21 protein-coding genes and 1 pseudogene are annotated in these 24,261 nt (G+C 67.8%); 11 read left to right on the top strand and 11 right to left on the bottom strand.

The annotated features are described in order from the left end of the window. From DXK93_RS30095 to DXK93_RS30105, 3 genes and pseudogenes are all read left to right on the top strand, one after another. Positions 1-109: pseudogene (locus DXK93_RS30095) on the top strand (allantoate amidohydrolase); the annotation flags it as partial. 110 nt (positions 110-219) lie between these two features. Beyond that, positions 220-555, top strand: coding sequence for a co-chaperone YbbN (locus DXK93_RS30100; protein ID WP_119452051.1), 336 nt, complete (start codon positions 220-222; stop codon positions 553-555). Further along, entirely contained in the window at positions 552-1,490 is a 939-nt protein-coding gene (locus tag DXK93_RS30105) for a DMT family transporter (RefSeq protein WP_119452052.1), read from the top strand. Before DXK93_RS30100 ends, DXK93_RS30105 begins: the two co-directional genes overlap by 4 nt. 11 nt (positions 1,491-1,501) lie before the next feature. Here the strand turns inward: DXK93_RS30105 and DXK93_RS30110 are convergent, their stop codons facing one another. Together DXK93_RS30110 and DXK93_RS30115 are read right to left on the bottom strand one after the other, a co-directional pair. Beyond that, positions 1,502-2,401 (bottom strand): DMT family transporter, encoded by a 900-nt coding sequence (locus tag DXK93_RS30110; protein WP_054458147.1) that lies wholly within the window; start codon positions 2,399-2,401, stop codon positions 1,502-1,504. Then, the gene (locus DXK93_RS30115; protein WP_054458148.1) at positions 2,392-3,120 is read right to left on the bottom strand and encodes a GNAT family N-acetyltransferase; all 729 of its coding nucleotides are present in this window, start codon (positions 3,118-3,120) and stop codon (positions 2,392-2,394) included. Before DXK93_RS30115 ends, DXK93_RS30110 begins: the two co-directional genes overlap by 10 nt. 123 nt (positions 3,121-3,243) lie before the next feature. Between DXK93_RS30115 and DXK93_RS30120 the strand changes: the two genes are divergently transcribed. After that, positions 3,244-4,713 carry a PLP-dependent aminotransferase family protein gene (locus DXK93_RS30120; RefSeq protein WP_119452053.1) on the top strand — a complete coding sequence of 490 codons (1,470 nt, stop codon included), beginning with the start codon at positions 3,244-3,246 and terminating at the stop codon, positions 4,711-4,713. Positions 4,714-5,687: 974 nt separating this feature from the next. Here DXK93_RS30120 and DXK93_RS30125 read toward each other — a convergent pair. Continuing rightward, positions 5,688-5,984 (bottom strand): hypothetical protein, encoded by a 297-nt coding sequence (locus DXK93_RS30125; protein ID WP_119452054.1) that lies wholly within the window; start codon positions 5,982-5,984, stop codon positions 5,688-5,690. After that, on the bottom strand, positions 5,984-6,616 hold the full coding sequence (locus tag DXK93_RS30130) for a LysE family translocator (protein ID WP_054458288.1): 633 nt from the start codon (positions 6,614-6,616) through the stop codon (positions 5,984-5,986). The genes DXK93_RS30125 and DXK93_RS30130 overlap by 1 nt, the downstream gene beginning before the upstream one ends. Positions 6,617-6,767: 151 nt before the next feature. Here DXK93_RS30130 and DXK93_RS30135 point away from each other — a divergent pair, with 151 nt between their 5' ends. Next, positions 6,768-7,583, top strand: coding sequence for a DUF72 domain-containing protein (locus DXK93_RS30135; protein ID WP_119452055.1), 816 nt, complete (start codon positions 6,768-6,770; stop codon positions 7,581-7,583). Positions 7,584-7,587: 4 nt separating this feature from the next. On the opposite strand, the gene gorA is transcribed toward DXK93_RS30135, so the two are convergent. Beyond that, positions 7,588-8,946 carry a glutathione-disulfide reductase gene (gene gorA, locus DXK93_RS30140; protein WP_054458152.1) on the bottom strand — a complete coding sequence of 453 codons (1,359 nt, stop codon included), beginning with the start codon at positions 8,944-8,946 and terminating at the stop codon, positions 7,588-7,590. Between the two features lie 172 nt (positions 8,947-9,118). Here gorA and DXK93_RS30145 point away from each other — a divergent pair, with 172 nt between their 5' ends. Further along, positions 9,119-9,742: a LysE family translocator gene (locus DXK93_RS30145; RefSeq protein ID WP_054458153.1), complete on the top strand. Its 624-nt coding sequence runs from the start codon at positions 9,119-9,121 to the stop codon at positions 9,740-9,742. A 7-nt stretch (positions 9,743-9,749) separates the two neighbouring features. On the opposite strand, the gene aceE is transcribed toward DXK93_RS30145, so the two are convergent. The 3 genes from aceE to nirK all read right to left on the bottom strand — a co-directional run bounded on the left by aceE (position 9,750) and on the right by nirK (position 14,064). Next, positions 9,750-12,413 carry a pyruvate dehydrogenase (acetyl-transferring), homodimeric type gene (aceE, locus tag DXK93_RS30150; protein WP_119452056.1) on the bottom strand — a complete coding sequence of 888 codons (2,664 nt, stop codon included), beginning with the start codon at positions 12,411-12,413 and terminating at the stop codon, positions 9,750-9,752. Positions 12,414-12,572: 159 nt separating this feature from the next. Further along, a complete protein-coding gene (locus tag DXK93_RS30155) occupies positions 12,573-12,899 on the bottom strand; it encodes a cytochrome c5 family protein (RefSeq protein WP_054458155.1) in 327 nt (108 codons plus the stop codon). Positions 12,900-12,981: 82 nt separating this feature from the next. Further along, on the bottom strand, positions 12,982-14,064 hold the full coding sequence (nirK, locus tag DXK93_RS30160; protein WP_088157858.1) for a copper-containing nitrite reductase: 1,083 nt from the start codon (positions 14,062-14,064) through the stop codon (positions 12,982-12,984). Positions 14,065-14,220: 156 nt separating this feature from the next. Here nirK and DXK93_RS30165 point away from each other — a divergent pair, with 156 nt between their 5' ends. Continuing rightward, the gene (locus DXK93_RS30165; RefSeq protein WP_119452057.1) at positions 14,221-15,045 is read left to right on the top strand and encodes a Crp/Fnr family transcriptional regulator; all 825 of its coding nucleotides are present in this window, start codon (positions 14,221-14,223) and stop codon (positions 15,043-15,045) included. 17 nt (positions 15,046-15,062) lie between these two features. Here the strand turns inward: DXK93_RS30165 and DXK93_RS30170 are convergent, their stop codons facing one another. Continuing rightward, positions 15,063-15,944 (bottom strand): SUMF1/EgtB/PvdO family nonheme iron enzyme, encoded by an 882-nt coding sequence (locus DXK93_RS30170; protein WP_119452058.1) that lies wholly within the window; start codon positions 15,942-15,944, stop codon positions 15,063-15,065. Positions 15,945-16,009: 65 nt separating this feature from the next. Then, a complete protein-coding gene (locus tag DXK93_RS30175) occupies positions 16,010-18,295 on the bottom strand; it encodes a nitric-oxide reductase large subunit (protein ID WP_119452061.1) in 2,286 nt (761 codons plus the stop codon). A 239-nt stretch (positions 18,296-18,534) separates the two neighbouring features. On the opposite strand from DXK93_RS30175, the gene DXK93_RS30180 reads away from it, so the two are divergent. Together DXK93_RS30180 and DXK93_RS30185 are read left to right on the top strand one after the other, a co-directional pair. Beyond that, positions 18,535-18,993: a MarR family winged helix-turn-helix transcriptional regulator gene (locus tag DXK93_RS30180; RefSeq protein WP_119452062.1), complete on the top strand. Its 459-nt coding sequence runs from the start codon at positions 18,535-18,537 to the stop codon at positions 18,991-18,993. Then, entirely contained in the window at positions 18,990-19,694 is a 705-nt protein-coding gene (locus DXK93_RS30185) for an aspartate/glutamate racemase family protein (RefSeq protein ID WP_119452059.1), read from the top strand. Before DXK93_RS30180 ends, DXK93_RS30185 begins: the two co-directional genes overlap by 4 nt. A 10-nt stretch (positions 19,695-19,704) precedes the next feature. Here the strand turns inward: DXK93_RS30185 and DXK93_RS30190 are convergent, their stop codons facing one another. Beyond that, on the bottom strand, positions 19,705-20,415 hold the full coding sequence (locus tag DXK93_RS30190; protein WP_054458159.1) for a Crp/Fnr family transcriptional regulator: 711 nt from the start codon (positions 20,413-20,415) through the stop codon (positions 19,705-19,707). A 162-nt stretch (positions 20,416-20,577) separates the two neighbouring features. Between DXK93_RS30190 and DXK93_RS30195 the strand changes: the two genes are divergently transcribed. Next, on the top strand, positions 20,578-22,233 hold the full coding sequence (locus DXK93_RS30195) for an acyl-CoA synthetase (RefSeq protein WP_054458160.1): 1,656 nt from the start codon (positions 20,578-20,580) through the stop codon (positions 22,231-22,233). A 37-nt stretch (positions 22,234-22,270) separates the two neighbouring features. After that, complete coding sequence (locus DXK93_RS30200) at positions 22,271-24,040, top strand: acyl-CoA dehydrogenase (protein ID WP_119452060.1); 1,770 nt, start codon at positions 22,271-22,273, stop codon at positions 24,038-24,040. Positions 24,041-24,261: the final 221 nt, after the last annotated feature.

A 24,261-nucleotide genomic window follows, 5' to 3' on the forward strand; every position in this document is an offset into this window, starting at 1 on the left:
CCGCAGCCACTGTCCGGAAGAGTGGATCGAGCCCGCGCAGCTGCTGGATGGCACCCGCGTGCTGTACCAGTCGGTGCTGGAACTGGACCGCAAGCTGCGCGCCGCCTGAGGCCGGGACGGCCCTGCCAGGCCCGCGGGTATCTCCCGCCCGCGGGCGGGGCGCTGCCATAATGGGCGCCTCGCGCCGCGACCGGCGCCCTCTCCCGCCTTGCCCGCCCCATGGAACAGATAGAACTCAACGACAGCACCGCCGACCGCTACCTGCTGGACGCGCCCGGGCTGTCCCTGCTGGTCTTCCACAGCCGCACCTGTGGCACCTGCCGCGTCGCCCGTGAACAACTGCCGCAGCTGGAGCTGCCCGTGGAACGCGTATGCTGGGTCGACGCCGGCGACAACCGCGGCCTGGTCGAGCGCTACGAAGTCTTCCACCTGCCCGCCATGTTCGTGACGCGCGACGGCGCCTTCTTCGGCCCGGTGCAATCGACGCTGGCGGAATGGGATCTGCGCCAGCAGATCGGCCTGGCCCTGGACAGCTACCCCGCCGAACTGCCGTGAGCGCCGCCAAGCCCTTGCGCCAGCCGCTGGACGGGCTGGCGACCGGCGCCATGCTGCTCTTGTGCGTCTGCTGGGGCTTCCAGCAGATCGCCATCAAGCTGGTGGCCGCGGATGTTTCGCCCATCATGCAGATCGGACTGCGCTCGGCGTTCGCGGCGCTGGTGCTGGCCGTGGCCGTGTGGCGGCGCGAAGGCCTGCGTGCCGTCATGGACGGCACGGCGCTGCCCGGTCTCATCGTGGGCCTGCTGTTCGCCGGGGAATTTCTGTTCGTGGCGCAGGGCCTGGTCTACACCACGGCCTCGCACATGTCTGTGTTCCTGTACACCGCGCCCATCTTCACCGCGCTGGGACTGCACTGGCTGCTGCCCGAAGAACGCCTGAAGCCGCTGCAGTGGGTGGGCGTGGCCGTGGCGTTCTGCGGCATCGCCGTGGCCTTCCTCGGCAAGGGCCAGCCGGCGGGATCGGCCGGCGCGCCCAACATGCTGCTGGGCGATGCGATGGGCCTCCTGGCCGGCCTGTTCTGGGGCGCCACCACCGTGGCGATCCGCAAGACCTCGCTGTCCGAAGCCGCGCCTGCCAAGACGCTGTTCTATCAGATGGCGGTCGCGGCCATTACCCTGCTGGCCTACGCCGCGGCCACCGGCAACGCCGGCTTTCGCTATACGCAGGCGGCAGTGCTCAGCGTCGCCTTCCAGTCCGTGGTGGTGGCCCTGTCCAGCTATCTGGCCTGGTTCTGGCTGCTGCGCCGCTACCTGGCTTCGCGCTTGTCCGTCCTGTCGTTCATGACGCCGCTGTTCGGCGTGAGCTTCGGCGTGCTCATCCTGGACGAACCGCTGGACGCCGGTTTCGTGCTGGGCGCGCTGCTGGTGCTGACCGGCATCACCCTGGTGAGCGGCGCCGAACTGCTGCGCGAGAAGCTGCGGCGCGCGCGCTGATCCACCCGCGCCTATGGCCTGGATCGCGGCGCGGGCGCCGCGCCCAGGTTCAGCACGATCAGCGCGGCGCCTCCCAGCACCAGGGCGAATCCCCACCAGTCCAAGGCGGCGGGCCGGTCGCCCACCAGCGCCATCGCGCCCAGCACTCCCACCACCGGCACCATCAATGTGGTCAGCGCGGCCACCGTGGCGCTGACGCGCTCGCTCAGCACGAACCAGAGCCAGTACGCGACGGCGGTGCCCAGGATGATGTGGAACGACAGCGCCGCCACCACACGGCCGTTCCAGCCCTGCGTGGGGAACGATTCGCCCGCGATCAGCATGCCGCCCAAGGCGCAAGCCGCGCCCACCGCCAACTGCCAGGCCGTGACGACGATGCGATCGCCGGCCACCGGCCAGCCCTTCAGGTAGACCGTGCCGGCGGCCCAGCCGAAAGCCGCCACCAGCGGAAACACCAGACCCTTGGCCGCGGCCGCGTCGTGTTCGCCGAAGACTGCGCGCAGCACCGGCCAGGCCAGGATGGAAACCCCGGCCGCGCCCAGCAGCAGCGCCAGCGCCCGGCGCCGGTCCAGGCGTTCGCCCAGCACCGCCCAGGCCAGCACGGCCGACATCATGGGCATGGTGAAGGTCAGCACCGCCGCGCGCGAGGTGCTGGTGCTGAGCTGCGCCCAGGCCACCAGCAGGTTGAAGGCCGCGACGGCAAGCAGGCCGCCCACGATGATGCCGCGCCACGACTCGCGCGGCGGCAGCAGGGGCACCCGCTTGGCTCGCGCCAGCAGCAACAGCAGCACCGCGCCGCTGCCCAGGCCGAGCAGGCGCAGCGTGAACGGCGGGAAGATCGACAGGATGATCTTCACCGCCGGCCAGTTCAGGCCCCAGAACAGGGCCAGCGCAACCGGGATCAGGCGCACGCGGCGCGCGCCTGTGCCGTCAGTTCGGACAGGCCCTGCCGCTGCTTGCCCTGGGCATCGAAATTGTCGGGGCTCAACCAGCGCTCATAGGCGGCACGCAGCGCGGGCCAGTCGCCGTCGACCATGGCGAACCAGGCCGTGTCGCGGCTGCGGCCCTTGTACACCGTGGCCTGGCGGAAGATGCCCTCGAACTGGAAACCCAGCCGCAGAGCCGCCGCGCGCGACGGCGCGTTCAGGCTATCGCACTTCCATTCATAGCGGCGGTAGCCCAGTTCGTCGAAGGCGCGGCTCATCAGCAGGAACTGGGCCTCGGTGGCGATGCGCGTGCGCTTGAGCTGGCGCGAGAACGACACGAAGCCGACTTCGATCGCGCCGTTGGCCGGGTCGATGCGCATCAGCGCCAGCGTGCCGATGGCGCGGCCCGTTTCCAGGTCGATGATGGCGTGGTGCAAGGGGTCATTGCCGGCCTGCGCCTTCTCGGCGAACTGACGGTAGGCCGCCAGGTCCGCGAAGGGTCCCACCGACATGTAGGTCCAGTCGCTGTCGTCCGGCGCCTGGCTGAACGCGTGGAACAGATCCTCGGCGTGACGCTCGGCCGACAGCGGCTCCAGCCGGCAATAGCGGCCGACGATGGGTGTCAGGGGCGGACGCGGACGCGTGGTCCAGCCCGTCATGTCCGGGCCGATGGGTTGCTGGTAGGCGTTGACGCGGGGTTGCATGCTACGGGGCCTCTTCAGGTTGGCGCGCCGCCCGAAGGGACGGACGCAGTACGCATGCCCTCACGATATCGGAATCGTGGCATCATAAAAAGCACCACGATCCAGAATTTTAATAGGGCCAAGATGAATACCCCCGCCCTGCTTTCCAGCCCGCTGACGCGCGGCCCCGGCGCCCTGCCGCGCCAGCGCCAACTGATCCAGCGCCTCAAGCAGGCGATCCTGGCCGGACAGCTGCCCGCGGGCGGCAAGCTGCCTTCGTCGCGCGCCTTGTCCGAGGAACTCGCCATCTCGCGCAACACGGTGCTGATCGCCTACGAACAGCTCACGGCCGAAGGCTACGTGATCGCCGACCGCCAGGGCACGCGGGTGGCGCCCCTATCGGCCGCCGCGGCCATCGCCGCCAAGCGCGCGACGCCGCCCACGGACCAGCCCTCGCTCACCGCCAAGCGGCTGACGCGCATCGTCTCCACGCGCTACGCCCACGACGGTTCGCTGCCCATGACGCCCGGCACGCCTGCGCTGACGCAGTTTCCCATCAATGCATGGCGCCGCGCGCAGGACCGCGCGCTGCAAGCCGCCCCGGCCACGGCCCTGGGCTACGGCCATCCCGTGGGCGAGCCGGCGCTACGCGAAGCCATCGCCCAATACCTGCGCGTGTCGCGCGGCGTGCGCTGCGACGCCTCGCGCATCGTCATCACCGAAGGCGCCCAGGGCGCGCTGGCGCTCTGCGTGCAGCTGTTGACCAACCCTGGCGACACCGCCTGGCTGGAAGACCCCGGCTACCGCGGCGCCAAGTCCGCCTTCCATGGCGGCGACCTGGACGTGGTTGCCATGCGCGTGGACGCGGACGGCATCGTGATTCCCGAAAGCGCCTGGCAGGAACGCCCGCCCCGCCTCATCCAGACAACGCCGTCGCACCAGTACCCGACCGGCGCGGTGCTGTCCCTGCCGCGCCGCCTGGGCTTGATCGAACGCGCCCGCCAGGCCGGCGCCTGGATCATCGAGGACGACTACGACAGCGAATTCCGCCACCAGGGCGAACCCATCGCCGCGATGCAGGGCCTGGTCGAGGACGCGCCGGTGCTCTACGTGGGCACCTTCAGCAAGACCATGTTCCCGGCGCTGCGCCTGGGTTTCGTGGTGCTGCCCGAAGCCATCGCCGCGCAGGCGATGCCATCCATTATCGAGATGCTGCGCGGCGGCCACCGGCTGGAACAGCTGACCATGGCGGCCTTCATGGAAAACGGCCAGTTCTCGCGCCACCTGGGCCGCATGCGGCGCCTGTACCGAGAACGCCAGGGAGCATTGCGCGAGGCGCTGGCGGCGCATCTGGGGATCGAACACGAAGTCCTGGGCGGACATTCCGGGCTGCATCTGACGGTGCGGCTGCCTGCTGCATATCCCGACCGGGAGATCGTGGAACAGGCGCGCAAGATCGGGATGAATCCGGGCGCGTTGTCCTCGTTCGCGGTGGCGCCGCGGGCGGAGGATAACGGACTGGTGATCGGATATGGGAATACGGGGGCCGAGCGGTTTCCGGCGTTGGTGCAGAGGTTACGGAAGGTGGTGTTGGCGGCGCGGCAGGCTTCGTAGGTCGGGCGTCGGCACTGGTTGCTGTCGCAGCACTTCGCGGGTCAGCCAGCGATTCTAGGCCGCTGCCGCAGCACTTCGTAGGTCGCCCAGCGGCGCGGGCGGCGAGGCGGCTCGCGCCCACGATCGCGGTCCGGAGCGTTCGCTCCGGACTTCCCCATCGTCATCCTCGTCCTCGCCTTCGGCGACTCCTACGGATTCCCTCGGGCGCATCGAGGTTGCGAGCCGCCTCGCCGCCCGCGCCGCTGGGCTGCCGCCGTTTTGGCTTGTTGCGCTGCTGGAGCCGTGGTCGGGGACGAGTCGTGGGCTGCCCGTATTAGTCGGCCGCCCGGGCGGCCGACTAATACATACGAGATTCATGAAATCTCGATAGTGTTCGCTGCGCGAATGGCGCGACAGCGCATCGGTTGGGCTGCCGCCGTCTTGGCCTGTAGTGCCTGGAACCGTGGTCAGTGGCGAGTCGTGAACTGCCCGTATTAATCGGCCGCCCGGGCGGCCGATTAATACATACGCGATTTATAAAATTTCTATAGTGTTCGCTGCGCGAATGCAGCGAATCGTCTGCCCATGCACCGACTCCTTTAAGGAACCGGTGACAAACAGCGCGCAGCGCCGTCACTCGCCGCAAGCCACCGCGTAAGCTCCCAGAGGCCGCCCGCGCGGCCGGCCGGGAGCGGGCCCCGCAAGACCTTCCGCCAACCCCCACTGATGGCGAGCACGCCAAGCACACCACCCGCCCCAGCGCCCGTGAAGTTTCAACCGCCGGAGCCAGCCGCGCCTTGGGCCTGGGGCGAGCGGGCCGTCGATAAGCCCGAGGGAATCTGAAGGAAAGGCCGAAGGCCTTGACGAAGATGACGACGGGGAAGTCCGGAGCGAAGGCTCCGGACCGCAATCGTTGGCCCGCTCGCCCCAGGCCCACGGCGCGGCTGGCGCCTAAAGAAGAACACCATCCGCAAAACGCGACACCACAAAGCCCATCAATTAATCAACCCACCCAACACCAACACCGCCAAAAACCCCCAAACCAAAACCCCCAACAAACTCCGCCTTAACAACGCCTTGACCGCCGCCCAAAGCAGCATCAACCCAATCGCCAACACCACCAGATTGAACACCGATGGACTCATCCCCATCGCGCCCGACAGCCCCGCGTAGAAATCGCCCAGCGCGCCGCCAACTCCGCCCAGCAGCCATCTCAAGCCAGCCACGACCCCGCGCAGCGCCTCGCCCAGCATGCCGCCCAAGGAAGCAAAGAAACCGTCTTCGGCCTGCATCAGCGGCGGTTATCCATCAGCATGCGTACCGCCAGCCCGGCCAGCACCGTGCCCATCAACCAGCGCTGCACCACCATCCACAAGGGGCGGCCCGCCAGGAACCCGGCGATGGAACCGGCCATGATGGCGATCAGCGCATTGACCGTCAGGCTGATCACAACCTGTGTCATGCCCAGCGCCAGCGACTGCGTGAACACGCTGCCGCGCTCGGGCTGGATGAACTGCGGCAGCAGCGACACGTACATGATCGCGATCTTGGGATTGAGCAGATTGGTCACCAGCCCCATCGTGAACAGCGTGCGCGGGCTGCTCTTGGGCAGTTCGCGCACCTCGAAGGGCGAACGCCCGCCCGGGCGCAGCGCCTGCCAGGCCATGTACAGCAGGTACAGCGCGCCGCCGATGCGCAGCGCGTCGTAGGCGTAGGGCACCGCCATCAGCAGCGCCGTGATGCCGAACGCCGCGCAGAGCACGTAGAAGACGAAGCCGACCGCCACGCCCCCCAGCGAAATCAGGCCCGCCTGCGCGCCCTGCGAGATGGAACGGGATACCAGGTAGATCATGTTGGGCCCGGGTGTGAGCACCATGCCCAGGGCAACCAGGGCGAACGTCATCAGATGGGTAAGGTCGGGCATGATGGGCCGGCGCGGGGCCGCGCGGAAAGTGGAAACGTGAATCCACACCTTAGCGCAAAACTGTATCGGAACAGCGAACTTCCGGCGGGGGTTTGCGGACCAGTGGCGCCGGCGATACAGTTGTCCGGTTCCCACGCCTGGAGGGCCGGCCATGCCGCAAGCGCATTCTCATCCGAAAGACGGCGCCATCCGCATCGGTATCGGCGGCTGGACCTACGCCCCCTGGCGCGGCGTCTTCTACCCCGAAAACCTGCCGCATGCGCGCGAACTGGAATACGCCAGCAGCCAGCTCACCGCCATCGAGATCAACGGCACCTACTACAGTACCCAGAAGCCGGCCACCTTCGCCAAATGGCGCGATGAGACGCCCGCAGGCTTCGTGTTTTCGCTGAAGGCCTCGCGCTACGCGACCAACCGCCGCGAACTGGCGGGCGCCAAGGATTCGATCCACCGCTTCGTGCACAGCGGCATCGCCGAACTGGGCCCCAAGCTGGGGCCCATCGTCTGGCAGTTCGCGCCGACCAAGGTATTCGATGCGGACGATTTCGGCGCCTTCCTCGCGCTGCTGCCGGACAAGGTGGACGGCTTGCCGCTGCGCCACGTACTGGACGTGCGCCATGACAGCTTCGCCTGCGAGGAATACCTGGAGCTGGCGCGGCGCCACGGCGCGGCCACCGTCTACACGGACAGCGAGGACTACCCGTCCATCGCCGACCGTACCGCCGCTTTCGTCTATGCGCGGCTGATGCGCGCCAGCACGGCCTACAAGGCGGGCTACCCGCCCAAGGCGCTGGACGCCTGGGCGGACCGCCTGCGCAGCTGGGCCCGCGGCGGCCACCCGGCCGACCTGCCGCTCACCGGCGCCCCGGAAAAAAAGGCGCGGCCGGGAGACGTCTTTGCGTTCTTCATCAATGGCGCGAAGGAACGCGCGCCGATGGCGGCGCGCGCCATGATCGAACGGCTGTAGCGCCTTATTGGGCGACCGGCGTGCGCAGGGTCACGAACTCTTCGGCAGCCGTGGGATGGATGCCGATGGTCTCGTCGAACACCTGCTTGGTCGCGCCGGCCTTCAGCGCGATCGCGATGCCCTGCACGATCTCGCCCGCGTCCGGGCCGACCATGTGCACGCCCAGCACGCGGTCGGTCTTGGCGTCCACGATCAGCTTCATCAGCGTCTTTTCCTGCGACTCGGTCAGCGTCAGCTTCATGGGCCGGAAGCGGCTTTCGAACAGCTTGACCTCGTGGCCGGCGGCGCGCGCCTCTTCCGTCGTCATGCCCACCGTGCCGATGTTCGGCAGGCTGAACACGGCGGTCGGAATCAGCTGGTAGTCGACCTTGCGGTATTCCTCGGGACGGAACAGGCGCCGCGCCACCGCCATGCCTTCGGCCAGCGCCACGGGCGTCAGCGGCACACGGCCGATCACGTCGCCGATGGCCAAGATGGAGGGCTCGGCCGTGCGGTATTCGTCGTCCACCTCAATGAAACCGCCCTTGCCCAGCTTGACCGCCGTGTTCTCCAGGCCCAGGTTGTCCAGCATGGGCCGGCGGCCAGTGGCGTAGAACACGCAATCGGCCTCGACCACGGAGCCGTCCTTCAGCGTGGCGGCCAGCGTGCCGTCGGCCTGCTTGTCGATGCGCGTCACTTCCGAATTGAAGCGCAGGTCGATGCCCTTTTTCACCAGTTCGTCGCGCAGATGCTCGCGCACGCCCTGGTCAAAGCCGCGCAGGAACAACGGACCACGGTAGACCTGCGTGGTCTGCGCGCCCATGCCGTTGAAAATGGAGGCGAATTCCACGGCGATATAGCCGCCGCCCACCACCAGCACGCGGCGCGGCAGTTCCTTCAGGAAGAAGGCTTCGTTCGACGTGGTGGCGTGTTCCTTGCCCGGAATGTCCGGCACCTGGGGCCAGCCGCCGGTCGCCACCAGGATATTGGCGGCGCGGTAGGATTTGCCGTTGATTTCGACCGTGTGCGGATCGAGGATGCGGGCGTGGCCTTCCAGCAGGGTCACGCCGCTATTGACCAGCAAATTGCGATAAATGCCGTTAAGACGTTCGATTTCGCGGTTCTTGTTCGCGATCAGCGTGGGCCAGTCGAAGCTGGGCTCGCCGGCGTTCCAGCCGAAGCCGCGGGCCTGCTCGAAGTCCTCGCTGTAGTGCGCGCCATAGACCAGCAGCTTCTTGGGCACGCAGCCCACGTTCACGCAGGTGCCGCCCAGGTAGCGGCTTTCCGCCACCGCCACGCGCGCGCCGAAGCCCGCCGCGAAACGCGCCGCGCGCACGCCGCCGGAGCCCGCGCCGATCACAAACAGATCAAAATCGAATGCCATGATGTTTCCTTCGCGCGCCCTTGCAGGCCCGCGCTCACTGTCCGGGGAAAACCGTATTTAACACCACCCGGCGCGCGCGCCCGGCCACGTCCGGTTTGCAGGCGGCCGCGATTGCTATACAGTGGCCCGCAGGCTGGCCGCCGCGCGCAGCCCCACCCCTGGAGCAGATCCCATGTCGCTTGAAACCTGGCTGGCCTTCCTGGGCGCGTCCGCCCTCCTCGTGATGCTGCCCGGCCCCACGATACTCACCGTCATCAGCTACTCCATTGCGCAAGGCCGGCGCGCACGCCTGCCGCTGGTGCTGGCGGTGGCGCTGGGCGACTCCACCGCCCTGCTGCTGTCGCTGCTGGGCCTGGGCGCCCTGCTGGCGGCGTCGGCGTTCTGGTTCACGGTGGTCAAGATCGTGGGCGGCCTGTACCTGCTGTACCTGGGCTTCAAGCTGCTGCGCGCCGGCGTGTCGCCGGCGACCCTGCCCACGGCCACTGCCTCGGGTTCGCGCTGGAAGCTGTTCGCCAACACCTATCTGGTGACGGCGCTGAACCCCAAGGGCATCATCTTCTTCGTGGCTTTCCTGCCGCAGTTCATCGATCCGGTAGGCGACGTGACGCGCCAGCTCTGGATCCTGTCGGCCACCTTCGTCGCCTGCGCCGGCATCAACGCTACGGCCTATGCCATCTTTGCCGGGTCCGCCCGGCGCCTGTTGGCCTCGCCCCGCGCCCAGCGCGGCTTCAACCTGGGCGGCGGCGCCCTGCTGTCCGCCGCCGGGATCTGGGCCTTGCTGGCGCGGCGCGTCTAGCCTGCCCCTAGGGCCGCGCCGCGGACACGGCCTCCGGGTCGATGCCGTAGCGGGCGATGGCGTCGGCCGCGCGCTCGTGCGGCATCAGTCCGTCGTCCGCCAGCGCCTTCAGGGCCGCCAGCGCGATGTGATGCCGGTCCACCTCGAAGTAGGCCCGCAGGGCTGCCCGCGTGTCTGACCGGCCAAAGCCGTCGGTCCCCAGCGTGACATAGCGGCGGTCCTGCATGAACGGACGTATCTGTTCGGCCACCGTCTTCATGTAGTCGGTGGCGGCCACCACCGGCCCCTCGCTGTCCGCCAGGACCGTCTCCGCGTAGCCGGCGCGCCTGTTCTCCAGCGGATGCAGGCGGCTCCAGCGTTCGGCTTCCTGGCCGTCGCGGCCCAGTTCCGAATAGCTGGTCACGCTCCAGACGTCGGCCGCCACGCCGAAGTCCTGCCGCAGCAGCTCTGCCGCCGCCAGCGTTTCGCCCAGGATCGCGCCGCTGCCCAACAACTGCACCCGCAGCGCGCCGTCGCCGCCTTCGCGCAGGCGGTACATGCCGCGCAGGATGCCCTCCTCGGCGCCCTGCGGCATGGGCGGATGCGCGGTCTTCTCGTTGATCAGCGTCAGGTAGTAGAAGACGTCTTCTTCGTCCTGGTACATGCGGCGCATGCCGTCCTGCACGATCACCGCGATCTCGTAGGCGTAGGCCGGGTCGTAGGCCACGCATGAAGGAATGACCGAGGCCAGCACGTGGCTGTGGCCGTCGTCGTGCTGCAGTCCTTCGCCTTCCAGCGTGGTGCGTCCGGAGGTCGCGCCCAGCAGGAAGCCGCGCGCGCGGATGTCGCCCGCCGCCCAGGCCAGGTCGCCCACGCGCTGGAAGCCGAACATGGAGTAGAAGATGTAGAACGGAATCGTGGCCACGCCGTGCGTGCTGTGCGCGGTGGCGGCCGCGATCCACGAGGCCATCGCGCCCGACTCGTTGATGCCTTCCTGCAGGATCTGGCCGCGCCGGTCTTCGCGGTAGACGCTCAACTGGTCTGCGTCCTGCGGCGTGTACAGCTGCCCCACGTGCGAATAAATGCCCACCTGCCGGAACATGCCGTCCATGCCGAAGGTGCGCGACTCGTCGGGCACGATGGGCACCACGCGCTGGCCGATGGCGGGGTCCTTGAGCAATTGCGCCAGCACCCGCACAAAGGCCATCGTGGTCGAGAACTCGCGGCCGTCGCTGCCCTTCAGGTGCGCGGCGAACGCCTCCAGCGGCGGCGTGGCCAGCGGCCCGGGTCCGGCCTGCCGCCGCGGCAGATGGCCGCCCGCGCGCGCGATCGCGGCGTCGAAATAGGTCCGCTCGGCGCTGCCGGGCGCGGGCTTGATGTAGGGGATCTGTTCCAGCAGATCGTCGGGCACCGGGATGGAGAAGCGGTCGCGGAAGGCGCGCACGGCCGGATCCGCCATCTTCTTCTGCTGGTGATTGGTGTTGGCCGCCTCGCCCGCCGCGCCCATGCCATAGCCCTTGACGGTCTTGGCCAGGATGACGGTGGGCTGGCCACGATAGGCCAGCGCCGAGGCGTAGGCGGCATAGATCTTGGCAGGATCATGGCCGCCGCGGTTGAGCGCGCCGATTTCCTCATCGCTCAGGTGCGCCACGCGCTCCAGCAGCACCGGGTCGGCGCCGAAGAAATGTTCGCGCACGTATGCGCCGCCGCGCGCCTTGAACACCTGGTACTCGCCGTCCACGCACTGCATCATTCGCCGGCGCAGGCGGCCGTCATGGTCTTGCGCCAGCAGCGCGTCCCAGCCGGCTCCCCAGATCACCATGATGACGTTCCAACCGGCGCCGCGGTACACGCTTTCCAGTTCCTGGATGATCTTGGCGTTGCCGCGCACCGGGCCGTCCAGGCGCTGCAGATTGCAGTTCACCACGAAGATCAGGTTGTCCAGTTTTTCGCGCCCGGCCATCGCCACCGCCGCCAGCGTCTCGGGCTGGTCCTGTTCGCCGTCGCCCAGAAAGCCCCAGACCTTGCGGCCTTGCGCGGGGATCAGCTCGCGGTCTTCCAGGTAGCGCATGTAGCGCGCCTGATAGGCGGCCATCAGCGGTCCCAGCCCCATCGACACGGTCGGAAACTGCCAGAACCCGGGCATGGTGCGCGGATGCGGATAGGACGCCAACCCGCCGCCGGCCGTCTCGCGCCGGAAGCGGTCGAGTTCTTCCTCGGAAATGCGGCCCTCCAGATAGGCGCGCGCATAGATGCCGGGCGCGGAATGGCCCTGGATGTACAGCATGTCACCCAGGAAGTCCGGCGTGGCCGCACGGAAGAAGTGGCGAAAGCCGGTTTCGTACAGCGTCGTGGCCGAGGCGTAGGTCGCGATGTGTCCGCCCACGCCCGAGGTCTTGCCCGCGCGCAGCACCATGGCCATGGCGTTCCAGCGCAGATAGGCGTCCAGCCGCAGCTCGATGCCCATGTCGCCCGGAAACGAACCCTGCTCCGCCGGCCGGATCGTGTTGACGTAGGGCGTGGCGTTCGGCGCGGCATAGCCGCCGTGGCCGGCGCGGTCCTGGCTGATCAGTTGGTCCAGCAGATAGTGGGTGCGCGGCCGGCCCTCGTGGGCCAGCACGGCCTGCATGGCCTCCAGCCATTCCTGGGTTTCCTGCGGGTCGGCGTCGGTCGGTTCTATCGGGGTGTCCATGGCGTCCTCCTGGTGGGCGCGAAGGCGGCATCCCGGTGTACGGCCGCCGTCATTTCGCATCGTGAATTGCAATTGCATCATGTGCAATTGCAATCGTATGGAGGAATTCTAATAATTGCAAGTGCAACTATTTCAGGACAGGTCCCCAGGCCCTCCCCGCTAGCGGGACGCAGCCATCATGAATTCCACCGCGGCCCTCAGGGTCGGTTCGTCCGCGGACGAGCCGCCGCGCGGCGGCATCGCGCCCTTGCCCTTGAGCACGGTGGCCAACAGCGCGTCCGTGCCCTGCGCAATAAAGGGCGACCAGGCTTGCTTGTCGCCCAGCCTGGGCGCATTGGCGACCCCGCTGGCGTGGCATACGACACAGGCGGACTTGTAGAGCTTTTCGCCCGCGGGGTTGATGGCGGCCAGCGACTCGGCCCCCGCTTGCGCGACGGGCAGGCTGGCCAGGGCGGCGGCGAACGCAATTCGATACAGCGAGGACATGGCAAGGCTCCGAAAGGAAAAGGCGTGACGGCGTAGCGGATAGACAAGGGCAAGGCGCGCCACGCGCGCCCTGCCGCCGCGCTCAGCGCGGGATCGGACCCGGCGCCTTGATCTGCTTCATCAGGTCGTCATTCCATTTGCCCTCGACCTTGATATGCCCGGCCGCGCCCAGTTCGAAGGCTTCGATCAGGTTGTGGTTCAGGTAGGCGTACACGCCGGGCTGCTTGAAGGTGTAGAGCGCCGCGCCCGCCGAACCGCCGCGGATGAACCAGGTCTCCAGGTCCTTCTGCGGCGGGTTGGCGAACTTGCCGGTTTCCCAGACCCAGTCGCCATGGCCGCCGATCAGATGCGGGCGCGTATCGCGATTGGCCTGCGAGTGGATCAGGAGCACCGTCTCGCCGACCTTGGCCGTGAGCGCGTTCGCCCCCGTCAAGGCCCCGACCTTGCCATTGAAGACGATGTGCGACGGCGTCAGCGTGCGCATGACTTCGACCGTGTCGCCATAGCTTTCCGCCAGGGTCGCGTAGTCCTTGTATTTGCCGTTCGCGTCCTTGGGGATGTACAGGTCGAACTCGCCTATGGTGTAGGCACGGTCGTAGCGCAGCGGCTTGCCCTGCGGATCCTTCAGTCCGTCGCGCGGCAGCACCATCAGCGTGCCGCTCATGCCCGCCACCACGTGCCAGGGCACCATGCCTTCGGGCGCACAGTGGTAGACGAAGGTGCCGCTGCGATCCGCCTTGAAGCGCAGCGTGGCCTGCTCGCCCGGGTTCACGTTGGTGAGCTTGGCCCCGCCCAGCGCGCCGGTGGCGGCGTGGAAATCCACGTTGTGCGGCATGGCGTTGGTGGCCGGATTGACCAGGGTCAGTTCGACATAATCGCCTTCATGCACCACCAGGGTCGGACCGGGCATGGACCCGTTGAACGTCATTGCCTGCAAGGTCGTGCCCTTGTCATCGATGACCATCTTCTTCTCCTCGATGGTCATCGTGAATTCGATCACCTTGGGACCCGAACGGGCCACCTGCTCATGCGGGTGGACCATGGGCGGGGCGACCAGCGCAACCTTGGCGCGTTCCAGTTGATCGGCGTTCTGGGCGGCTGCCGGGCCGCCCGCCATCGCTGCGATCAATGCCATGGCAAGCAAGGTGGGGCGCAAAGCGTTCATGTGCAACTCCTGTTCGGGTTTCTGCAACGCCGAGTCTGTCGGCGCTTCCATTGAAGGCTCGCCACCTTTTGCGTTCTTTGCTGTAGCGCAAACTTCAGACCAGCTTGCGAGCCGCCGTGCATTGCCGCCGCGCGGCCGCGATGTCACCATCAAGGCATGGACCCTCCACACGCTTCCGGGCAGTCTGCGGCGTCGTCGCCCCTGTGCCATGCCCTGCTTCGCAACCTGGATCTGTTCAGGCCCTTGTCCGATGCGCAGCTGGACGCCGCGCTGCGCGGCGCGGTGCCTTGCCGCCTGGAGGCCGGCGCATTGGCCTATCGCCAGGGCGCCGCTGCCGCGCATTTTTTCGTGCTGCTGCATGGCTGCCTGAAGGTGGCGCAGCTGACGCCGGAGGGCGAACAGGTCGTGGTGCGCTACGTGAATCCCGGCGACATGTTCGGGCTGGCCTGCGCCATGCGGCAGCCCTGCTATCCGGCTACGGTGCAGACCGTGCAGGAAAGCGTCTGCCTGGCGTGGCCGGCCACGGCCTGGGAACGCTTCATCGCCTGCCATCCCCAGTTGGGCGCGGCCGCACTGCAAACCATGGGACAACGCCTGCAGGACGCGCACGTCCGCATCCAGGAGCTGTCCACCGATGAAGTCGAACAACGGGTCGCGCGCGCCATCCTGAGGTTGGTGCAGCAATCCGGCCAGCCCATGCAGGACGGCATCGGCATCGGCTTTCCCATCACCCGCCAGGACATCGCCGAAATGACCGGCACCACCTTGCACACGGTCAGCCGGCTGCTCAGCGACTGGAAGCAGCGCGGCATCGTCTCGGCCGGGCGCAAGCGCGTGGTGCTGCGCTCGCCCGCCGCCTTGGCCCGCCTGGGCGAGCACGCCGCGCCCGCCGTGGACTGCTCGGCCTGCCTGTCCTGTCGCCACGGGTCGCCGGCCGCGGACGAGGCCTGCGACGCGAGCGCCGAGCTGGCCGGCGCATAGCGCGCAGGCAACGCGGCCTAGCCGGGTTCCAGCACCAGCCGCAGCCCCAGGTTGGCGGGCGGCACGCCGACCGAACACGCCCCGCCCTTGGGGTCGCGGATGAAATCGGGCAGATACGCGACGTGCCTGCCGGCCGCGACGCGTATGCCGCAGTTGCGGCTTTCCTGCTCCTGCTCCTGCGCCGCATTGCCGCTTGCGCCATCGCGCAGCCCGTCCAGCACGCGCCGCGCATGGCAATCGTCGGTCCAGTCCCACACGCTGCCCGCCATGTCCATCAGGCCGGCGCGGTTGCGGCCATAGGCGCCGAAGGCGCGCACCGTGACGTCGCCCTGCGCGCCGCGCAGGCTCTGTTGTTCGTATTCCGCCAGCCAGCGCTGCGCCGGGTCGCTGCCATCGGGCAAGGCCGGCAAGACGTCCGCGCGATAGGCTTCGCCCGCCGCGTAGACCCATTCGGCATAGCTGGGCAGGCGCAGGCGCCTGCCGGTGCGTTCGGACAGCCACGCAGCGTAGGCAACCGCGTCGGTCCAGCTGATGCCTACCGCGGGCAGGTCGGGCGCAACCGCCTGGCGCTGCGCGGGGTCCAACGCCTTGCATGCGCCGGCCTCCACGCACGCTGCGTATTCGGCCTGGCTGACCTGTCGTGTCATGATGACCAGGCCATCCGGATAGCGCGCGACGCGCGGCGCGGGCGTGGCGGGATAGCCGTTGCGCAAGGCCTCGCCCGGCGGCACGTAGCTCACCTCGCCCGGCGGCAGCCGCGTGATTTCCGGCAACGCAAAACGGGCCCCGTCCTGGGGCCCGCAAGCGGTCAACAGCAATGAAACGATGACGGTCGGCAGGATGCGCATGCGGCGGTTCTCCGGAATGCCCGCGCCGGTCGGGCGCGGGCTGGATTCCATTGGACCGGATGCCGCGGCCGGGCTCTTTGCGCTGAAGCAAAGAGCCCGACGCTCGCCGCGCGCCGCTACCCGCGCGCCGCCTTGGCCTGCAGGCGCGGCTCGGCCAGCGCGGGCTTGCCGCTCAGAAGGCCCAGGATCACCTGCATCACGATGGCCAGCGCGCCCAGCAGGAACACCACGTCGCCGAAGGTGCGGCCCCAGCGCAGGTTCTGCAGCAGCTCCTGCTGCATGAAGCCTTCGCTGCGGGCGTACCACATGCCCTCGCTGACGCTGGCGTGGAACTGGATCAGCCCCACCGGCAGCAGGCTGGTGAAGATCATCAGCGCGAGGCCCAGGTTCATGCCCCAGAACGCCAGCTTCATCAAACCGGGGCTCAGCGCGTACTGCGGACGGATGTAGCGCAGCACCAGCAGGGTGAAGCCCAGCGCCAGGAAGCCATACACGCCGAACAGGGCCGCGTGCGCGTGCACCGGCGTGGTGTTCAGGCCCTGGATGTAGTACAGCGAAACGGGCGGGTTGATCATGAAGCCGAAGACGCCCGCGCCCAGCATGTTCCAGAAGGCCACGGCGACGAAGCACATCAGCGGCCACTTCAGGTTTTCCATCCAGGGCGCGCGGGTCTTCAGGCGCCAGTTCTCCCAGGCCTCATGTCCCAGCACGATGAGCGGCACCACTTCCAGCGCCGAGAAGCTGGCGCCGATGGCCATCACGGGCGTGGTGGTGCCGGCGAAGTACAGGTGATGGAAGGTGCCGGGTATGCCGCCCAGCATGAAGAGCGAGGCCGAGGCCAGGCTGGCCGTGGTGGCCATGCGGCGCGACACCAAGCCCAGCGTGGAGAAGATGAAGGCCAGCGCCGTGGTCGCGAAGACTTCGAAGAAGCCTTCCACCCACAGGTGCACGATCCACCAGCGCCAGTACTCCATCACCGTCAGGTGCGTGCGTTCGCCGTAGAAGAAGCCGGCGCCATAGAACAGGCCGATGGCGCCGACCGAAGCGGTCAGGAGCGCCAGCAGGTTCTTGTCCCCGCCCGGCGTGCGCAGCGCCGGCACGATGCCGCGCAGCATCAGCACCAGCCAGAAGCAGATGCCGGCGAACTTGCCGATCTGCCACAGGCGGCCCAGGTCCACGTATTCATAGCCCTGGTGGCCCAGCCAGAAGTTCAGGTCCGGCGGCATGATCTGCGCGATCGCGAGGTAGTTCCCGGTGAACGATCCGACCACCACCAGCACCAGCGCCCAGAACAGGATGTCGACGCCAAGCTTCTGGAACTTGGGATCGCGCCCGCCGTTGATCAACGGCGCCAGAAACAGGCCGGCGGCCAGGAAGCCCGTGGCGATCCAGAACAGCGCGCTCTGGATATGCCAGGTGCGCACCAGCGAATACGGGAACCACTGCGACAGGTCGACGCCATAGAACTTCTGCCCTTCGACGGTGTAGTGCGCGGTGAAGGCGCCCAGCAGCACCTGGAAGCCGAACAGCGCCACCACCAGGAACAGGTACTTGCCCAAGGCGCGCTGCGACGGCGTCAGGGCGAAAGTGGTCAGCGGGTCCTTGGCGGGCGCCAGCGGCTCGTCGTCTTCCTTGCCGCGCAGGAAAGCCCAGGCCCAGACCAGGAAGCCGATGCCGGCCAGCAGCACCACCACGCTGAGGATGGACCACATGACGTTTTCGGCGCTGGGCACGTTGTCGATCAGGGGTTCATGCGGCCAGTTGTTGGTGTAGGTGACCGCCTTGCCTTCGCGCTCGGTGGCCGCGGCCCATGCCGTCCAGAAGAAGAAATGCGTGAGCTGGGTGCGGCGCGCGGCGTCGGGCAGCGTGTTTTCCTTCATCGCGAAATTTTCGCGGCTGCGGTGCAGCGCGGGCGCGTCGGAGAACAGCTGGTCGTAATAGGCGGCGGTCTGCGCCATGGCGCGCGCGCGCCGCGGACTCACCGCCAGCGTGTCGGTGGCGGCGTCGCTGCGGTTGGCGCGGTATTCGGCCTTCAGTTCCGCGCGCAACGCTGCCTGGGCGCCCGCGTCCAGCTGCGCATAGTCCCGGCCGTGCTGCTCGCGCGCGGCCAGGTCCAGCCAGGCGGTCAGTTCACGGTGCAGCCAGTCGGCCGTCCAGTCCGGCGCCTGGTAGGCGCCGTGTCCCCAGACCGATCCCAGCTGCATGCCGCCGACCGATTGCCAGGCCGTCTGGCCGTCCAGGATGTCGTCGCGGCCGAACAGCGGTTTGCCGTCGGTCGTCACGACCTGCCCGGGAATCGGCGGCGCCTGGCGATAGACCTCGCCGCCGTAGAAGCCCAGCAATGCGAACGTGACCGCCAATACGGCGATCAAGGTGAACCATAATTTCCGATACGGACCCATGATGGGAACGCCCTCCAGTGTTGCGGTTTTGGGGTACGTACCCATATGCGAATTCCGTGCCAGGAAAAATCCCATGCAAATCATGGTATTGCAATTCACACGGTTTTTTTCACCGTGGCCAGCCAGGGTATAAATCACCAATAAAGGGTTGTTTGGACCGCGAAATGCCGGCGTCGCGCCTGGCGCCCGCCTCTTACAATCCCCGCAGCATTCCCACCTCTTTCAAAGGAACCGACCGCATGGCCACGGGCAAGCCCGATGCGTGGAGCCTCTTCCTGACCGCGCATGCGCTGGTAGTGGAAGAAATCGAAAAGCGCCTGTCAGCCGCCGGCCTGCCGCCGCTGGCCTGGTATGACGCCTTATGGGCGCTGGAGCGCGCGCCCGACGGCACGGCCAGGATGTTCGAGATCGCCGAGCGCATGGTGATCGCGCGCTACAACCTGACGCGCCTGATGGACCGCATCGAGGCCGAAGGCCTGGTCGAACGCTTCCGCTCGGACGAAGACCGCCGCGCCACCTACGCCCGCCTCACGCCCAAGGGCCGCGCGCTGCGCCGCGAGATGTGGAAGGTCTACGGCCCCGCCGTCGACGAACTGTTCCTGTCGCGGCTGCCGCAGGCGCAGCAAGACGCCATGGCGGCGAGCTTCCTGGACATCGCGCGCCACGTGCGCGCATCCAACAAGGAGTCTGCTGAATGAACGCCACGCCCCTGCACATCGGCATCGTCGCCTGCTCGGCGGAAGGCGCCGCGCTTTGCTACCGCACGCTGTGCGCGGAAGGCGCCCAGCGCCTGGGCCCGCACGCGCACCCGGAGATTTCGCTGCACACGCATTCGCTGGCGGACTATGTCGCCTGCCTGGACCAGGCCGACCTGGCCGGGGTGGGCGCGCTGATGCAGTCGTCGGCGGGCAAGCTGGCGCGCGCGGGCGCGGATTTCCTGATCTGCCCGGACAACACCATCCACCAGGCGCTGGACCATGTGCTGCCGCAGTCGCCCCTGCCCTGGCTGCATATCGCCGAAGAGGTCGCGGCCGAGGCCCAGGCGCGCGGCTTGCGCCGCATCGGCATCCTGGGCACGCGCTGGCTGGTGGACAGCAGCGTCTATCCGGACAAGCTGGAAGCGCGCGGGCTGCAATGGTTGCGGCCGGCGCAAGCGGACCGCGACACGATGGCCCGCGTCATCATGGACGAACTGGTGTACGGCGTGTTCAAGCCGGAATCCGTGGCGAAGCTGCAAGCCGTGATCGAGCGCCTGCGCGAGGCTGGCTGCGACGCCGTGGTACTGGGCTGCACCGAGTTGCCGCTGGTGCTTAACGACGGCAATTCGGCCCTGCCCACGCTGGATTCGACCCGCATCCTGGCACGCGCCGCGCTCACCCGCGCCTTGCGCGGCGCCTGATCCGGCGCCCTCAGATCTGGTCCAGGCCGTATTGGCGCAAGCGCTCCAGGTCCAGCACCTTGATCTGGTTGTAGGCCAGCGCCAGGATGCCCTGGTCGGCCAGCGTCTGCAGCGCCTGGTTGACCCGCTGGCGCGACAGGCCCGTCAGATAGCCTAGTTCTTCCTGCGAGATCGCCAGCGTCAGATCGGTGGACGGATACAGCTGCGGATTGAACAGCTGCGCCAGCGACTGCGCCACGCGCGCGTCCGCATCCAGCAAACGGTGGTTCTGGATGGAGGCGATGAACTCGCCCATGCGGTTGTTCAACTGGCCGATGACGAAATGCGAAAAAGGCAGGCTGGCCGACAACAGCGCATGGAAGGTGGCCGTAGGCACCAGCAACACCAGCGACGGCTGGATCGCCACCACGTCGTACTTGCGCAGTTCGCGCTTGATGACGCTGCCCTCGCCGAACCAGCCGCCCGGCGGCACGCCCGAAAAGGTGCAGCTGCGGCCCGATTCGTTGTAGATGGCCAGCTTCAACAGACCCGTGTGCACGCCCAGCCAATAGTCCGACGGCGCATTGCGCCGCGCGATCCAGGCGCCGTTGGGCACGTGTTCGGCGCGCGCGGTCGCCAGCACCAGATCCTGGTGGCGGGCCTCCAGCGCGGTAAACCAGGCACAGGATCCGAACAGGCCGGCCAGTTCCTCGGCGGAAACGATGTTTGAAACGTCGGACATGGGAATAACTGTGTAAAACTTGGGGAAGCCAGGTCGGCCGGCCGTCTGTCATGCAGGTGACAGACAGCATTTTCGGCGGCCCCGTAAGCTAGGGCAAGCGACGGGGATCAAACTCCCCGCACACGGATAAGGGACGCCTGCGCGTCCCAACTGGAGACAAGCATGAGCGGTATGTTCGACCGCGGCCTTGAGCGCCGCGAAGCCAACTACGAAGCCCTGACCCCGGTGGATTTCATCGCGCGCGCAGCCCAGGTCTATGGCCAGCGGCTGGCCATCGTCCACGGCGAGGTGCGGCGCAACTGGGCCCAGACCTACGAACGCGCGCAGCGCCTGGCCGGCGCGCTGGCGCAAGCTGGCATCAAGCGCGGCGACACCGTGGCCGTGATGCTGCCCAACATTCCCGCCATGGTCGAAGCCCATTTCGGCGTGCCCATGCTGGGCGCGGTGCTCAATACCCTGAATACCCGCCTGGACACCCCCAGCGTGCTGTTCATGCTGGGCCACGGCGAAGCGCAGGCGCTGATCGTGGACACGGAGTACGCCGAACTCGCCCAGCGCGCCCGGGCCGAGTTCCCGCACCTGAAGCTCATTTCGGTGCACGACCTGGAAACCGCCCCGGCGGAGCTGCCCGGCGCGGTCGATTACGAAGCCTTCCTGGCCGGCGCCCCTGCCCGCTACGACTGGAAGCCCCCCGCGGACGAATGGGACGCCATCGCACTGAATTACACGTCCGGCACCACCGGCGATCCCAAGGGTGTGGTCTACCACTACCGCGGCGCCTACCTGAACGCCATCAGCAACATCCTCGAATGGGACATGCCCAAGCATCCGGTCTATCTGTGGACCCTGCCGCTGTTCCACTGCAACGGCTGGTGCTTTGCCTGGACGGTCGCCGCGCGCGCCGGCGTCAACGTGTGCCTGCGCAAGTTCGATCCGCAGACCGTGTTCGACCTGATCCGCAACGAAGGCGTCACCCATTATTGCGGCGCGCCCATCGTGCAGAGCGCGCTGGCCAACGCGCCGGCCGAACTGCGCGCCGGCATCGACCACACGGTGCGCACCATGGTGGCGGGCGCCGCGCCCGCGCCCGCCGTCATCGCCAAGATGCGCGACATCGGTTTCGAATTGACCCATGTGTACGGCCTGACCGAAGTCTATGGACCCGCAGCCGTGTGCGCCCGCCAGGAAGCCTGGGACGCGCTGGACGAGGAAGAACGCGCGCTGCGCAATGCGCGCCAGGGCGTGCGCTACCACCTGCAGGCGGGCGTGTCCGTGCGCGATCCCGACACCATGGAAGAGGTGCCGGCCGACGAGCAGACCGTGGGCGAAGTCATGTTCCGCGGCAACATCTGCATGAAGGGCTATCTGAAGAACGAACGCGCCACCGAACAGGCTTTCGCCGGCGGCTGGTTCCGCACCGGCGACCTGGGCGTGATGACGGCCGACGGCTACGTCCGCATCAAGGACCGCAGCAAGGACATCATCATTTCCGGCGGCGAGAACATCTCCAGCATCGAAGTGGAAGACGCGCTCTACCGCCATCCCGCGGTGGCGGCGGTGGCCGTAGTGGCCATGCCCGACCCCAAATGGGGCGAAACCCCTTGCGCCTTCGTCGAACTCAAGCCCGGCTGCAGCGCCACCGCCGAAGAGATCATCGCGCACTGCAAGCTGCTGCTGCCCGGCTTCAAGGTGCCGCGCGCGGTGCGCTTCGGCGAACTGCCCAAGACCTCCACCGGCAAGATCCAGAAATTCGAACTGCGCGCCGCCGTCGGCGCGACCAAGGCCATCGACGTGGCCGGCCCCGGCAAGGCCGGTTGAATCCCACGTTTCCATCCCATCCAGGAGCTCCGACGCCATGACGTACCAAGCCCCCGTGAAAGACATGCTGTTCGTGCTGAACCACCTTGCGGGCCTGCCGCAAGTTGCCGCGCTGCCCGGCTTCGAGGAAGCCACGCCCGACACCACCCAGGCCGTGCTGGAAGAATCCGCGCGCTATGCCGGCGACGTGCTGGCGCCGCTGAACCATGCAGCCGACCGCGAGCCCAGCTCCTGGCGCGACGGCGCCGTCACCACTTCGCCTGGCTTCAAGCAAGCCTTCGACATGTACGCGGAGGCCGGCTGGCAAGGCATGACGCATCCGGTGGAATACGGCGGCCAGGGCCTGCCCGGCCTGATCGGTTCACCCTGCTCGGAAATGCTGAACGCCGCCAACCTGTCGTTCGCGTTGTGCCCGCTGCTGACCAATGGCGCGATCGAGGCGCTGCTGACGGCGGGTTCGCCTGAACTGAAGCAGCGCTTCATCGAGCCCATGATTTCCGGACGCTGGACCGGCACCATGAACCTGACCGAGCCACAGGCAGGCTCGGACCTGGCCATGGTGCGGTCACGCGCGCAACCCGTGGGCGACGGCACCTACCGCATCTCGGGCACCAAGATCTTCATCACCTACGGCGAACACGATCTGGCCGAGAACATCCTGCACCTGGTGCTGGCGCGCCTGCCCGACGCACCAGAAGGCGTCAAAGGCATTTCGCTGTTCCTGGTGCCCAAGTTCCTGGTCAACGAAGACGGCACGCTGGGCGCGCGCAACGATGTCCATTGCGTGTCGATCGAACACAAGCTGGGCATCAAGGCCAGTCCCACCTGCACGCTGCAGTTCGGCGACGCGGGCGGCGCGCTGGGCTATCTGGTGGGACAGGAAAACCGCGGCCTGGACGCCATGTTCATCATGATGAATGCCGCGCGCTACGCGGTAGGCGTGCAGGGCGTGGCCGTCGCCGACCGCGCCCACCAGCACGCGCTGGCCTATGCCGCCGAGCGCGTGCAGAGCCGCCCGGTGGACGGTTCGTCCAAGGACGCGGTGGCCATCATCCAGCACCCCGACGTGCGCCGCATGCTGGGCACGATGCGCGCCCAGACCGAGGCCGGCCGCGCGCTGGCCTACTACACCGCGGGCCACGCCGATCTGGCGCACGCCAGCCCGGACGCCGAAGCCCGCAAGCGCCATCTGGCGGTACAGGAATACCTGGTGCCCATCGTCAAGGGCTGGTGCACGGAAATGTCCATCGACGTGGCCAGCCTGGGCGTGCAGGTGCACGGCGGCATGGGCTTCATCGAGGAAACCGGCGCGGCGCAGTACTACCGCGACGCGCGCATCCTCACGATCTACGAAGGCACCACGGCGATCCAGGCCAACGACCTGGTGGGCCGCAAGACCCTGCGCGACGGCGGCGCAGTCGCCCGCGCCCTGCTGGCGGAAGTCGGCAAGACCGAAGCGGCGCTGGAAGCCCGCAGCGAATCCGCTGCCCGCCTGATGTTGACGCCGCTGCGCCAGGCCCGCGCGGCGCTGGCCGACGCCATCGACTTCGTGCTGGCCAACGCCGCCAGCCGCCCCAACGCGGTGTTCGCGGCCGCCGTGCCGTATCTGCTGCTGGCGGGCACCACGTTTGCCGGCTGGCAGATGGCGCGAGCGCTGCTGGCCAGCCTGGACCTGCGCGCGGAAGATCCTGCTTTCCACGACGCCAAGATCGCCACCGCGCAATGCTATGCGCTGCATAAGCTGAGCCAGGCGCCTGGGATGGCGGCGGTGGTGCTGGGATCTGGAGAGTATGAGGTGCAGCCGTAGCTGTTTGTGGTGCGTTACGGGCCTTTGATACATGAGGGTCTCGTCTGAGGTCTCATTGGCGATTGGCTTCGGAGTCGCGTCCCAGTGCTCCGTAGGCCGCTCGTCGGCGCGGGCGCCTGAGTGGCGGGCGCCCACGATTGCGGTCCGGAGCGTTCGCTCCGGACTGCCCCTTCGTCATCTTCGTCACCGCCTGCGGCGGTTCCTTCAGATTCCCTCGGGCG

Origin of the sequence: Achromobacter sp. K91 (assembly GCF_003576205.1) — a bacterium.
Classification (GTDB): Bacteria; Pseudomonadota; Gammaproteobacteria; order Burkholderiales; family Burkholderiaceae_B; genus Achromobacter; species Achromobacter aegrifaciens.